Origin of the sequence: Arthrobacter methylotrophus, from assembly GCF_039539965.1 — a bacterium.
Classification (GTDB): Bacteria; Actinomycetota; Actinomycetes; order Actinomycetales; family Micrococcaceae; genus Arthrobacter; species Arthrobacter methylotrophus.
Window position 1 is genome coordinate 4,598,302 of sequence record NZ_BAABED010000001.1, and the last position, 13,016, is coordinate 4,611,317.

General features: G+C 65.4%; 14 protein-coding genes. 13 read left to right on the plus strand and 1 reads right to left on the minus strand.

The window, feature by feature from the left end; all coding sequences use genetic code 11:
* Nucleotides 1-71: 71 nt before the first annotated feature.
* The 11 genes from ABD884_RS23665 (at nt 72) to ABD884_RS23715 (ending at nt 10,646) form a co-directional block, all read left to right on the plus strand.
* Nucleotides 72-995: a shikimate dehydrogenase gene (locus ABD884_RS23665; protein ID WP_345053035.1), complete on the plus strand. Its 924-nt coding sequence runs from the start codon at nt 72-74 to the stop codon at nt 993-995.
* Nucleotides 995-2,905: a bifunctional sugar phosphate isomerase/epimerase/4-hydroxyphenylpyruvate dioxygenase family protein gene (locus tag ABD884_RS23670; protein ID WP_345053039.1), complete on the plus strand. Its 1,911-nt coding sequence runs from the start codon at nt 995-997 to the stop codon at nt 2,903-2,905. Before ABD884_RS23665 ends, ABD884_RS23670 begins: the two co-directional genes overlap by 1 nt.
* A gap of 78 nt (nt 2,906-2,983) precedes the next feature.
* The gene (pcaH, locus tag ABD884_RS23675; RefSeq protein ID WP_345055269.1) at nt 2,984-3,856 is read left to right on the plus strand and encodes a protocatechuate 3,4-dioxygenase subunit beta; all 873 of its coding nucleotides are present in this window, start codon (nt 2,984-2,986) and stop codon (nt 3,854-3,856) included.
* A gap of 4 nt (nt 3,857-3,860) precedes the next feature.
* On the plus strand, nt 3,861-4,436 hold the full coding sequence (gene pcaG / locus ABD884_RS23680) for a protocatechuate 3,4-dioxygenase subunit alpha (protein WP_028267835.1): 576 nt from the start codon (nt 3,861-3,863) through the stop codon (nt 4,434-4,436).
* On the plus strand, nt 4,433-5,857 hold the full coding sequence (locus ABD884_RS23685) for a lyase family protein (protein WP_345053044.1): 1,425 nt from the start codon (nt 4,433-4,435) through the stop codon (nt 5,855-5,857). Before pcaG ends, ABD884_RS23685 begins: the two co-directional genes overlap by 4 nt.
* Entirely contained in the window at nt 5,850-6,659 is an 810-nt protein-coding gene (locus ABD884_RS23690; RefSeq protein WP_028267833.1) for an alpha/beta fold hydrolase, read from the plus strand. The genes ABD884_RS23685 and ABD884_RS23690 overlap by 8 nt, the downstream gene beginning before the upstream one ends.
* Nucleotides 6,656-7,096: a 4-carboxymuconolactone decarboxylase gene (gene pcaC, locus ABD884_RS23695; RefSeq protein ID WP_028267832.1), complete on the plus strand. Its 441-nt coding sequence runs from the start codon at nt 6,656-6,658 to the stop codon at nt 7,094-7,096. Before ABD884_RS23690 ends, pcaC begins: the two co-directional genes overlap by 4 nt.
* 79 nt (nt 7,097-7,175) lie before the next feature.
* A complete protein-coding gene (locus ABD884_RS23700) occupies nt 7,176-8,405 on the plus strand; it encodes a thiolase family protein (RefSeq protein ID WP_345053052.1) in 1,230 nt (409 codons plus the stop codon).
* 3 nt (nt 8,406-8,408) lie between these two features.
* A complete protein-coding gene (locus ABD884_RS23705; protein WP_345053055.1) occupies nt 8,409-9,068 on the plus strand; it encodes a 3-oxoacid CoA-transferase subunit A in 660 nt (219 codons plus the stop codon).
* A gap of 1 nt (nt 9,069) precedes the next feature.
* On the plus strand, nt 9,070-9,732 hold the full coding sequence (locus tag ABD884_RS23710) for a 3-oxoacid CoA-transferase subunit B (protein ID WP_345053063.1): 663 nt from the start codon (nt 9,070-9,072) through the stop codon (nt 9,730-9,732).
* Between the two features lie 89 nt (nt 9,733-9,821).
* The gene (locus tag ABD884_RS23715) at nt 9,822-10,646 is read left to right on the plus strand and encodes an IclR family transcriptional regulator domain-containing protein (RefSeq protein ID WP_345053069.1); all 825 of its coding nucleotides are present in this window, start codon (nt 9,822-9,824) and stop codon (nt 10,644-10,646) included.
* A 16-nt stretch (nt 10,647-10,662) separates the two neighbouring features.
* On the opposite strand, the gene ABD884_RS23720 is transcribed toward ABD884_RS23715, so the two are convergent.
* A complete protein-coding gene (locus ABD884_RS23720) occupies nt 10,663-11,274 on the minus strand; it encodes an NADPH-dependent FMN reductase (RefSeq protein WP_345053074.1) in 612 nt (203 codons plus the stop codon).
* Between the two features lie 156 nt (nt 11,275-11,430).
* On the opposite strand from ABD884_RS23720, the gene ABD884_RS23725 reads away from it, so the two are divergent.
* Nucleotides 11,431-12,639, plus strand: a complete 1,209-nt coding sequence (locus ABD884_RS23725; protein WP_345053079.1) for a Re/Si-specific NAD(P)(+) transhydrogenase subunit alpha — start codon at nt 11,431-11,433, stop codon at nt 12,637-12,639.
* The gene (locus ABD884_RS23730; RefSeq protein WP_345053085.1) at nt 12,639-13,010 is read left to right on the plus strand and encodes an NAD(P) transhydrogenase subunit alpha part 2; all 372 of its coding nucleotides are present in this window, start codon (nt 12,639-12,641) and stop codon (nt 13,008-13,010) included. The genes ABD884_RS23725 and ABD884_RS23730 overlap by 1 nt, the downstream gene beginning before the upstream one ends.
* Nucleotides 13,011-13,016: the final 6 nt, after the last annotated feature.

The following is a 13,016-nucleotide window of genomic DNA, read 5'->3' on the forward strand; positions in this document are numbered from 1 at the left end:
CCACTTTGGATGACTCAATGCGATCCAGAGAGAGCCAACCCGCGGGTGCAGTTGTCAAAGGAGCAATGAGCATGAGCAACCGAGCCGAATCCTTCTTGGTGGGCCTGATCGGTGAAGGCGTATCGCCTTCGCTGACGCCGCCCATGCATGAGAGGGAGGCCGACGTCCAGGGGCTCCGCTACCTGTACCGGCCCATCGACCTCCTGGAGCTCTCCCTGCCCGGCTCCGCCGTCGGCGATTTGCTGACCGCCGCTTTCCGGCTTGGTTACAACGGCCTCAACATCACGCATCCGTGCAAGCAACTCGTCCTGCCCTTCCTGGACGAGGTTTCCGAGGACGCAAGGCGGCTCGGCGCGGTGAACACCGTGCTGATCCAGAACGGCCGCTTCATCGGCCACAACACGGACTTTTCGGGTTTCGGTTCAGCTTTGGCCAACGGACTCCCCGACGCAGCCCTGGAACGCGTCGTTCAGCTAGGCGCCGGGGGTGCCGGCTCCGCCGTCGCATATGCCCTCCTTTCTGCGGGAGTCAAGACACTGGACCTTGTGGACGTGGACCCCGCGCGCGGCGCCGAACGGGCGGCGGAACTCGCTGCCCTGTTCCCTGACAGCACCGTCGCGGCGCGCACGACGGCGGAGCTCCCGCCGCTCATGCTGCTGGCCGACGGTCTGGTGCACTGCACTCCAGTAGGCATGGCCGCACATCCCGGCCTCCCACTGGACACGTCCCTCGTGGAACCCCGCCACTGGGTAGCCGACATCGTCTACCGTCCCATCGAAACCCAGCTGGTTCTCCAGGCCCGGGCCAAGGGCTGCCGCGTGCTCGACGGCGGACGCATGGCCGTGGGGCAGGCCGCCGACGCTTTCCGCATCTTCACCGGCCGCGACGCCGATCCGGAACGGATGCGGTCACATTTCCTGGAGCTGGTAAACGCCGAAGAATCCATGGCTGAAGAATCGAAGGCTGACAAGGCGCTCGCTGGAGCGGGGCACTGATGCGCACGGGAATCGCTACCGTCTGCCTCTCCGGCACGCTCAAGGAAAAGATGCAGGCCTGCGCCATCGCGGGCTTCGACGGCATCGAGATCTTCGAACAGGACCTCGTCACCTCCTCCCTGAGCCCCGAGGACGTGCGGAAAATGGCCGCGGACCTGGGACTCGGTCTTGACCTATACCAACCGTTCCGCGACTTCGACAGCGTCCCCGAGAACATCCTGCGGGAGAACCTGCGACGGGCCGACACCAAGTTCAAACTCATGTCCCGCCTGGGCATGGATACCATCCTCGTGTGCACCAATGTGGGAACCGCCACGATCGACGACGACGAGCTCCGGGCCGAGCAGCTCGGCCGCCTCGCGGAACTGGCGGAGAACCACGGCGTCAAAGTAGCGTACGAGGCCCTCGCTTGGGGCAAATACGTCAGCGACTACGAGCATGCGCACCGCCTCGTGGACGCCGTGGACCACCCCAACCTGGGCACGTGCCTGGATTCCTTCCATATCCTCTCCCGCGATTGGGACACGGCGCCCATCGAGGCCATCAAGCCTGAAAAGATCTTCTTCGTCCAGGTGGCCGACGCTCCGAAGCTCGCCATGGATGTGCTGTCCTGGAGCCGCCACTACCGGGTCTTCCCTGGCGAAGGACAATTCGAGCTGGCCAAGTTCATGGGCCACGTTGCCCGCGCAGGCTACTCCGGTCCCGTCTCCCTGGAGATCTTCAACGACGTCTTCCGCCAATCGGATGTGGAGCGCACCGCCGTCGACGCCATGCGTTCGCTGATCTGGCTCGAGGAACAGAGCGCCAAGTGGCTCGATGCGAACGGTGACGTTCCGGATAACGCCGCCAATCGCCGTCGTTATCCCATGGAATTGGCCACACTGCCTAAGGTGGCCGAACCGGCAGGATTCAACTTCGCCGAAGTCAAAACCGATGAACCCGCACAGCTCGAAACGCTGCTGGGCCGCCTCGGCTTCGAATTCGACGGCCGGCACCGGACCAAGGACGTGCAGTTGTGGTCCATGGGACAGGCGCGCGTCATCATCAACGAACAAGCGCCGTCGCACAGTGAGCCTGCCATCGCGGCGCTGGGGTTCGACGTCGACTCTCCTGTGATTGCCTCGGCCCGCGCCCAACAACTGAAGGCCCCCGTGGTGCCGCGCAAAGTCCAGGCGGACGAGGAAGTGTTCCAAGGCATCGCCGCACCGGATTCCACCGAGATCTTCCTGTGCCAAGGCAGTCCGGACGGCACGGCGGCCTGGACTAGCGAATTCGGGCAGAGCCGAGAGTTTGGCGAGGGTCTTGAGCACCCGTCGTCGGAAACCCAAGCGGTGATCGACCACGTGAATCTCGCCCAGCCATGGCAGCACTTCGACGAAGCCGTCCTCTTCTATACGAGTGCCCTCGCCCTCGAACCCCAGCCGTTTGCTGAAGTGCCGAGCCCCAGCGGATTGGTGCGATCGCAGGTCATGCAGACGGCCGACCGCGCGGTGCGCCTGGTGCTGAACCTTGCACCCGTCATCCAGCAAGAACCCGGCCGGCAGGGCGTTGGGCAGAGGAAGAGTTACCAGGAACACATCGCCTTCGCGGTGGACGACCTCGTGGCTACGGCACGGGCAGCGAAGGGACGCGGGCTGGAGTTCCTCCAGATTCCAGCGAACTATTACGAGGACCTGGACGCACGTTTCGCCCTGGACCCGGTCTTCCTTTCCACCCTCAAGGAACTGAACCTTCTCTACGACAGGGATGCCAACGGTGAATTCCTCCACTTCTACACCGCCACCGTGGGCAGCGTGTTCTTCGAAATGGTGGAACGCCGCGGCAACTACGACGGCTACGGCGCCCCCAACGCCCCTGTGCGGCACGCCGTCCAATACGACTCGCTTCACGCCCAGAACCTGCACCGCTAAGCAGAAACCCAAGCAGAAACCCAACTAGAAACCCAAGCAGAAACCACGAAAGCAACCACCCGAAAGGAGCCGGCCGTGCTGCTAGACGCAAATGCCGGGAACCACCAAGACGACGAGCTCGTACCGGCGGCCGAACCGCATGCCGGGCACGCGTCGTCGGACGCCGCTGCCGAGACCCAAGCGGATCTCAGCGCCGAGATCAAGGCCATTGGCGAGTCATACGCCCGGGCGCTCAAGGACGGTGCCGCACCGGAAACCCAGCCCCGCCTGGACTTCGCTCCGTACCGCAGCAGCATCCTGCGCCACCCCACCAAGAGCCTGCACCACGCTGACCCGGAGACCATCGAACTGTACTCGCCGGCTTTCGGGCACCAGGACGTGCATGCCTTGGAATCGGACCTCACCATCCAGCACAATGGCGAACCCCTGGGCGAGCGGATCATCGTGCAAGGCAAAGTGCTAGACGGCGACGGCCGCCCCGTTGTGGGCCAACTCGTGGAAATCTGGCAGGCCAACGCTGCCGGCCGCTACATCCACAAGCGTGACCAGCACCCGGCACCACTGGACCCCAACTTCACGGGAGTCGGACGCTGCATCACCGGAGCTGACGGCTCTTACCGCTTCACCTCCATCAAGCCCGGCGCCTACCCGTGGAAAAACCACCTCAACGCCTGGCGTCCGGCGCACATCCACTTCTCCCTGTTCGGCACGGACTTCACGCAGCGCATCGTCACGCAAATGTACTTCCCGGGCGACCAGCTGTTCCCGCTGGACCCCATCTACCAGTCGATTGTGGACCAAGAAGCCCGGGACAGACTCGTGGCCACGTACGACCACGATCTGACAAGCCCCGAATGGGCGCTCGGCTACACCTGGGACATCGTCCTGAGCGGCTCGAAGCGGACCTGGACCGAAAATGAAGCCTTTGGCGACGCCGGAGACGAGGAGTAAGCACATGAGCAAGTTGATCCCCACCCCCGGCCAGACCGTTGGCCCGTTCTACGGCTACGCACTCCCCTTCAATAAGGACAACGAGCTTCTTGCCCCGGGCAGCGTCGGAAGCATCCGCCTGCAAGGCACCGTGTACGACGGCAACGGGGAAACCATCCCGGACGCGATCCTGGAGATTTGGCAGCCCGACTCCGAAGGCAACGTGGTCCAGCGCACCGGCTCCCTGGTCCGCGACGGCTACACCTTCACGGGGTGGGGCCGCGCCGCGGTAGGCAACTCGGGTGTATTCACCTTCACCACGGTCAATCCCGGGCCCACTGAAGCAGGAGCTGCTCCGTTCATTTCAGTGGCCGTCTTTGCCCGTGGCCTCATGAACCGCCTCTTCACCCGCATCTACCTGCCGGAAAACGAGGAAGCGCTCGCGGCCGATCCGTTACTCAGCTCCCTCGACCCCGAGCGCCGAAGCACCCTGATAGCCCGCCGCGATCCGGATGGCGGCCTCACGTGGGACCTGCGCCTGCAGGGCGAGAACGAGACGGTATTTCTCGACTTCGAGCGCGTCGAAGGCGCCTCCCATTGAGTGGCGACGGCGATTTCGGGCTACTCAGCCCGGTTTCGGCGTCGCCCGCCGTGGCGGCACTGACGAGTGACCGTGCGGTCGTCGCGGCCATTCTCGACGTCGAGGTCGCCTGGGCGTCGGTGCTCGACGAGGCGGGCCTCGTGCCCGCCGGTTCCGCCGCCGTCGTCGCGCAAGCTGCCGACGACGGCGCCTTCGACGTCGCTTCCATCGCTGAACGCGCACAAGGCGGCGCCAACCCGGTCATCCCGTTGCTGGCCGACCTCCGGCTCCGGGTCAAAGAACTGGACGCCAGCGCGATGGCCGCCGTACACACCTCGCTGACCAGCCAAGACGTTCTGGATTCTGCCCTGATGCTGCTGGCGCGCCGCGTCGTCTCGGCGCTTCTCGTCGAAGTTAGAAGTACGACGACGGCGCTCGCCGCCTTGGCGGAGGAGCATGCCGAGACGCTGTGCGTGGGCAGGAGCCTCACCCAGCACGCGCTGCCGTATACCTTCGGGCTCAAAGCGGCGCAGTGGTTCCACGGGGTGGCCGCAGCGGGGCGACGCCTGGAATCGCTGCAGTTGCCCGTTCAGTTCGGCGGGGCCGGCGGCACCCTGGCTTCAGGCACCGTACTGACGGAAGGTTCGTCGTCGAACCCGTTTGCGCTGGCAGATGACCTGGCCGCGAAGCTGGGTCTGGCTGACGTTCCCGCTCCGTGGCATACCAGCCGGCTGGCCGTCACCTCTCTCGGCGATGCTCTGGCGTCCTTGACGGACTCCTTTGGCAAAATCGCTGCGGATCTCCTGTTCCTTAGCCGCCCCGAAGTCGCCGAGTTGGGGGAGCCCCTTGCCGCGGGCCGTGGCGTTTCCTCGGCGATGCCGCAAAAGCAGAACCCGGTGCTGTCTGTGCTCATCCGCAGTGCGGCGCTCCAGGCACCAGGCTTGGCAGCGCAACTGCACCTGGCTGCGGCCAATTTCAACGATGAACGCCCGGATGGGGCCTGGCACAGCGAATGGCAGGCTATGCGGGGATTGCTGCGGCTGGCTCTCGGTGCCGCAATCCAGCTCCGTCAGCTTGCCGAAGGACTTCGCGTCTTCCCCGAGGCGATGCGGCGCAACCTGGACATCTCCGGGCCATTGCTGCTCAGTGAAGCCGTGGTGTCCTCGCTTGCTCCGCTCCTTGGCGCGGACCGAGGTGAGGCGAAAGCAAGGCTGCAAGCCGTCGTCGACGAGACCCTCCAGGCGACCGCAGCGGAGCAGCCCCGGATCTACACCAAGCTTCTTCGCGAGGCCGTCCCGCCCAGCAAGCTGTCAGACGAGGAACTGACGGCGCTGCTGGACCCGGCCAACTATCTCGGCGAGGCCGTCGAAATCAGCCGCCGCATCCTGGCCGCTTACCCGGAATTTTCACACCCCAACCCGAAGGGAGCCGATCGTGGCTAAGCCCAACGTCAAGGCCGTGTTGCTATCCCCGCAGCGCATCCTGGGGGAGAAGCCCCTCCTCGTCGTGGGGAACTCGCTCGGAACGTCTACGGTGCTGTGGACCGAGACAGCAACCCTGCTGGGTGAGGAGTTCGACATCATCGGCTGGGACCTTCCGGGCCATGGAGTTTCGCCGGCGGCCGCCGAAACTTTCAGCGTGGCCGAACTGGCCGATGCGGTGGTGGACCTGGTGGATTCGATCGCGCCCGGCGCGGTGTTCCACTACGCGGGAGTTTCCCTGGGTGGGGCAACGGGCCTGCAATTGGGTATCAAGCACGGCGAACGCCTCAAGAGCCTGTCCGTGCAGTGCACCGGGGCGAAGATCGGCACGCCGGAAGGGTGGCTGGAACGTGCCGAGACGGTCCGGGCGCAGGGTACTGCCGTAATGATTCAAGGTTCCGCGCAGCGCTGGTTCGCCCCGGGTTTCATGGATCGTCAACCGGTGGTCAGCAGCCGACTCCTGCACGTCCTGCGGGATGCCGACCGCTTCAGCTATGCCTTCTGTTGCGAAGCCCTCGCTGGTTTCGATGTCCGCGCCGAGCTCGGCGGCATCACCGTCCCCACGCAGGCGCTGGCCGGCGTCGAGGACACTGTTGCGCCGCCGTCGTTCGCTGAAGAAATCGCCGATGGCATCAACAGGGGGACCCGCGCAGGCGGCGCTGTTTCCGTGGGGCTCGACGGCGTCGGGCACCTTGCGCCCGCGGAGGCACCCGGCGTCGTCGCGGAGCTCATGCGAACGTTCATGACGGAGGCCGGCAAATGAGCGCCAATCCGTCCCAAGGCGCTGTCCAGCGCGGTGCCACCTCGCAGGAAATCTACGACGCCGGTATGGTGGTCCGCCGTGAAGTGCTTGGCGATGCCCACGTGGACCGCGCCAACGCCAAGAAGGATCCTTTCACCGAGGACTTCCAGGACATGATCACGCGAATCGCCTGGGGCGGCATATGGACCCGACCGGGCCTGACGCGGCAAATGCGCTCTGCCGTCACGATCACCGCCATGGTGGCGCACGGGCACTGGGAGGAGCTGGCCATGCACATCCGCGCGGCCATCACGAACGGGCTGAGCAGGGACGAAATAAAGGAAATCCTGCTGCAGACCGCCATCTACTGCGGAGTCCCCTCCGCCAACACAGCTTTCAAGACTGCGCAGGCCGTCTTCGCCGAGCTCGACAACACCCCCATCCCTTCCCCCAACTAGCTCGCAGTTGTTGTCGGTTTGAGCCCTCATAACGACAACAACTGCGAGCTAGTTGGGACTACCGAATGTAGAGGAACTTATGAAGCAGGCTTTTGTGTACGATGCCGTGCGCACCCCTTTTGGAAAGTTCGGCTCCGGTCTTGCCGGGGTCCGTCCGGATGATCTCGCGGCCCATGTGGTGCGCGAAGCCGTCAAGCGCGCCCCGGCCTTGGATGTTGAGCGGATCGATGAGGTGGTCTTCGGGAACGCCAACGGTGCGGGGGAAGAGAACCGCAACATCGCCCGTATGGCCACCCTGTTGGCGGGGCTGCCGGTCTCGATCCCGGGCACCACGGTCAACCGCCTGTGCGGCTCGTCGCTGGATGCTGCCATCATTGCTTCGCGCCAGATCAACGCCGGCGACGCCGAGCTCATGTTGGTGGGCGGGGCCGAGTCGATGTCCCGTGCCCCGTGGGTACTGCCCAAGACTTCCAAGCCGTACCCGGCCGGTGACATGACCCTGGCTTCGACCACCCTGGGCTGGCGGTTGGTCAACCCGGCGATGCCGAAGGACTGGACCGTTTCCCTCGGTGAGGCCACGGAGCGGTTGCGGGAGAAGTACGGGATTACCCGGGAACGGCAGGACGAGTTCTCGGCTGCCTCGCACAACCTGGCTGCAGCTGCCTGGGATGAGGGCTTCTATGACCAGTTGGTGACCCAGGTTCCTGGCACGGATCTGGTCCGCGATGAAAGCATCCGGGCAGGCTCGACGGCGGAGAAGCTCGCCGGGCTCAAGACGGTGTTCCGGCCCGAATCGTCCGGTGTTGAGGGCGGAACCGTCACCGCCGGCAATGCCTCGCCGTTGTCCGACGGCGCCTCCGCGGCGTGGATCGGCAGCGAAAGCGCCGCCGGGCTGCTGGGACTGGAACCGCTGGCACGGATCGCGGGCCGCGGGGCCCACGGCAACGATCCGCAGTTCTTCGGCTACGCGCCGGTGGAGGCCGCGAACAAGGCACTCGCGAAGGCAGGCATCGGCTGGGACCAAGTGGGCGCCGTCGAACTTAACGAAGCATTCGCCGCGCAATCCCTGGCGTGTATTGATGCGTGGGGGATCGACCCGTCCATCGTGAACCGGCACGGCGGCGCGATCGCCATGGGCCACCCTTTGGGTGCTTCCGGGACCCGGATCCTGGGGACGCTGGCCCGCAGCCTGCAGGCTTCCGGTCAGCGTTGGGGCGTCGCGGCGATCTGCATCGGCGTCGGGCAAGGCCTGGCCGTGGTACTCGAAAACGTCACTGCCGGCACGTCGGCACAAGCGGTTAAGGGTTAGGAAATGCTGAATTTTATTGACACTGTCGGCGAGGCAGTCTCCGGCATCAAGGACGGCTCCACCGTGATGATCGGCGGCTTCGGCAATGCCGGGCAGCCGTTCGAACTGATCGACGCGCTGCTGGACTGCGGCGCCACCGAGCTCACTGTGGTGAACAACAACGCCGGCCAGGCCGATCAGGGCCTGGCGCTGCTCATCAAGGAAGGACGGGTCCGCAAGATGATCTGTTCCTTTCCGCGCCAGTCCGATTCCTGGCACTTCGATGCCAAGTACAGGGCCGGGGAAATCGAACTCGAGCTCGTTCCGCAAGGCAACCTGGCCGAGCGCATCCGGGCCGCCGGCGCCGGAATCGGCGGCTTCTTTACCCCCACCGGCTACGGAACCATGCTGGCAGAGGGCAAGGAAACCCGGCTGCTGGACGGCAAGTGGCAAGTGTTCGAGACCCCTATCCACGCCGACGTCGCGCTCATCAAAGCGCTCAAAGCGGACGGCAAGGGAAACCTCGTCTACCGCAAGACGGCCCGGAACTTCGGCCCCATCATGGCTGCCGCGGCCAAGCACACCATCGTCCAGGTCTCCGACATCGTTCCCACCGGCGCCATGGACCCGGAGAACGTGGTGACCCCCGGAATCTACGTCAACAGCATCGTGAAGGTGGCATGACATGAGCATCCAAACCAACATCCAGACTTCGGCCACGCCACTGGGTCGCGACGACCTCGCGCGGCTCGTGGCCCGGGACATCGCCCCTGGTTCGTTCGTGAACCTTGGCATCGGACAGCCCACGCTCGTTTCCAACTACCTCACGGAAGAGCAGAACATCACGCTCCACACGGAGAACGGGATGCTCGGCATGGGTCCTGAAGCCAAGGGCGACGAGATCGACGGCGACCTTATCAACGCCGGCAAGATTCCCGTCACTGAGCTCCCGGGGGCGAGCTACTTCCACCACGCCGATTCCTTCGCGATCATGCGCGGCGGCCACCTGGATATCTGCGTGCTGGGCGCTTTCCAAGTCTCCGCCACGGGAGACCTCGCGAATTGGCACACCGGCGCGCCGGACGCGATCCCGGCCGTCGGCGGGGCGATGGACCTGGCCACCGGCGCGAAGGACGTGTTCGTCATGATGACGCTCCTGACCCGCGACGGCGTGTCCAAACTCGTCGATACCTGCAGCTACCCGCTCACCGGTGTGGGCTGCGTGACGCGGGTGTACACGGAAAAGGCCGTGTTCCTGACAGGGCCCGACGGCGTGAGGGTGCGTGAGACGTTCGGCTGCACGTTCGAAGAACTCCAAGCCTTGGTCCCGGTCCCGCTGCTGCACTGACAACCGCCAGCGCGAACTGGCGGCAGATGCCCTCTGGAAAGACTTTAAAGGGCATCTGCTGCCAGTTCGCGCCAATAAGATTGGTAACCATGACCGATGCAGCAGTAGCCGGGGCGCCGCGGACACGCGCTCCTCAGGCGAGTGACCAGTACGTGCAATCACTGGCCCGTGGCTTGTCCGTGATCCGCGCGTTCGACGCAGCCCACCCCGTCATGACGCTCAGTGAGGTGGCGGCGCGTACCAACCTGACCCGCGCCACCGCCCGCCGGTTCCTGCACACCCTCGTGGAGCTGGGTTATGTCCGCACGGACGGTAAAACCTTCGCCCTGACGGCGATGGTGCTGCAGCTCGGCTACTCCTACTTGTCGGCATTGTCCCTGCCCCAGCTCGCGCAGCCGCACCTTGAAGACCTCTCACTGAACCTGGGGGAGTCCACGTCGGCCGCGGTGCTCGATGGCATGGACATCTTCTACGTAGCCCGGGTGACAACGCGCCGCATCATGACGGTCGGCATCTCGGTGGGCACCCGCTTCCCGGCCTACGCGACGTCCATGGGGCGCGTGCTTCTGGCGAATCTTCCGCCGCAGAAACTGGACGAATACCTGTCTGCGGTGGAGTTCAAAGCCCTGACGCCACGCACCATCACGGCCCGTGAAGAACTCGTGGCCGAGCTGAACCGCGTGCGCAAGCAGGGCTGGTGCCTGCTGGACCAGGAGCTGGAAATCGGACTCATGTCGATCGCCGCGCCCGTCTGGAACCACAATGCGGGCCATGTGGCTGCCGCGGTCAATGTCTCGCTTCAGGCCCAAAATGTCGCCGCGCAGCCGAACCCGGAGGCCTACCTCGAATCGGTCAGGGAGCAGATCGTGGAAACTGCCAGGGCGATATCGCGGGACGTCTCGGCAAAGCACTAGGCCGGGGGCGCCTGGGTTACCGCGTCAGTTTGGCATCGTCAGGGTGCTCGTCGCCGATGTGCCCTGGTGCGTTGGCGGCCAGGACCCGCTGGACGAAGGCGCCGTATTCCTCCATGTAGTGGCGTAGGACGGACGCGGTGCCTTCGTCTTGGACCGTTCCGTCCTCGTTGTAGGCGGCGGGATTGAATTTGATGTAGGCCTCCGGAGAGTTCAGTTGCGGTGCGTCGAGGAAGCTCAACACGCTGCGCATGGAGGCCTGCATCACGGCCGTACCGATGCTGCCGGGGGACGTGCCGATGATGCCCGTGGGCTTGCGCGCGAAGGAGTTGGTTCCCCAGGGCCGGGATCCCCAGTCGATGGCATTCTTCAGGGCGCCGGGGATGGAGCGGTTGTACTCGGGGGAGATGAACAGGATGCCGTCCGACGCTGCGATCGCCTCCTTGAGGGCGCGTGCCGCGGGAGGGTAGTCGGCGTCGTAGTCCGGGCTGTACAGGGGCAGGTCCTTGAGGAGAATCTCGGTGAATTCGAGTTCCTCCGGCGCTACGCTGATGAGCGCCTTGGACAGAACCCGGTTGATGGATCGGCTTGAGAGGCTGCCGACGAAGTATCCGATCTTGTACGTGGCCATGGCAGCGAGCTTAGTAGAGCAGTCTGAAGATGGAAATGGCCTGGCAGCCCCGGGCACCTACTCCCGCCCGCGCCTTCCGCGTCCTAGACTCAAGCCAACGACGGCTCGGGGCAATGATGTCCGGAAAGGCATTGAGGTTTCGGGAAGGGAGCGCGGGTGAAACTTGGCATAGCGCGGGAACGCCTGGACGGCGAACGGCGGGTGGCTGCGACGCCGGAAACCGTCAAGCAGTTGGCGGGACTCGGGCTGGAGGTCTTGGTCGAAAGCGGAGCAGGAACCGCCGCGGGCCACAGCGATGAGGACTACCGGCAGGCTGGCGCACTCATCGTCCCCGCGCTGGATCTCGCAGCTCTGAACGTTTACGCGCATGTCCGCCCCCTTGAGCCCACGACGGCGGCCGCGCTGCGCCGGGGGGCCGTCACCGTGGGCCTGGCCTCGCCGTCGTCGGAGCTTCCCACCGTCCGCGCGCTCGCCGAAGCAGGCGTGACCTCGTTTGCCCTTGAGTTGGTACCACGTATTTCGCGGGCACAGTCCATGGACGCGCTCACTTCCCAGGCGCTCGTGGCCGGGTACCGCTGCGTGCTCGAGGCCGCGATGCGCCTCCCGCGTTTCTTCCCGCTTTACATGACCGCGGCCGGAACCATCCCCCCGGCCCGCGTGCTGGTGCTGGGTGCCGGCGTGGCAGGCCTGCAGGCCATCGGCACCGCCAAACGGCTGGGCGCGCGCGTCTCCGCCAACGACATCCGGCCGGCGTCAGCGGACGAGGTCGCATCCATGGGCGGCACGTTCATCAAGCTCGACGTCGAGACGGCGGAGGCCTCGGGAGGCTACGCCCGAGAGCTCAGCGCAGACCGCGGCGCCTTGCAGCGCGAGCTGCTCGCCCCGCACGTGGCCCAGGCGGACGTTCTCATCACGACGGCGTCCGTCCCCGGGCGGCGGGCACCGCTTCTGGTAAGCCGCGAGATGGTGCAGCACATGCGCCCCGGATCGGTCGTCGTCGACCTCGCCGCGGAGTCCGGCGGCAATGTGGAAGGCTCGGTGCCTGGCTTGGATCTTGAGATCCCGACGGCGGATGGCCAGGGCATGGTCACCCTGGTGGGGATGAAGGATGTCGCCTCCGCGATGCCGGCGGACGCTTCGCGCCTCTACGCGAAGAATGTCGCGAACTTCATCGCCCTCATGGCCGCGGAGGGCCAGGTGGTGCCGGACTTCGGCGATGAGGTGGTGGCAGGTGCGTGCCTGACGCACGACGGCGAGGTGCGGCATGGCCCGACGGCTGCGGCACTTGCGGCGCTATCAGCCGAGGCTGCCGAATCCGTGGGCTCCGCAGGTTCCGTCAGCTCGGCGAACGAGGGGGTTTCCTGATGGACGGCATCGCACTGCTCACCATCACCGTGTTGGCGGTGTTCGTGGGCTTCGAAGTGGTCTCCAAGGTCTCGAGCACGCTGCACACGCCCTTGATGTCCGGGGCCAACGCCATTCACGGGATCATCCTGGTGGGCGCCATCATCGTCGCCGGGCAGGCCTCGGACCCGTGGGTTCTCGCGGTAGCCTTGCTCGCCGTCGTCCTCGCTACCGCCAATTTGGTGGGCGGTTTCGTGGTGACGGACCGGATGCTGGAGATGTTCCGCGGACGGAAGCGGGATTTATCGGCGGACAAGGAACCCGTGTCTAAGACCCCCGAGGTCAAATCCCCCGAGGTCAAATCCCCCGAGGTCAAGGAGGACTTCCGGTGACCGCCA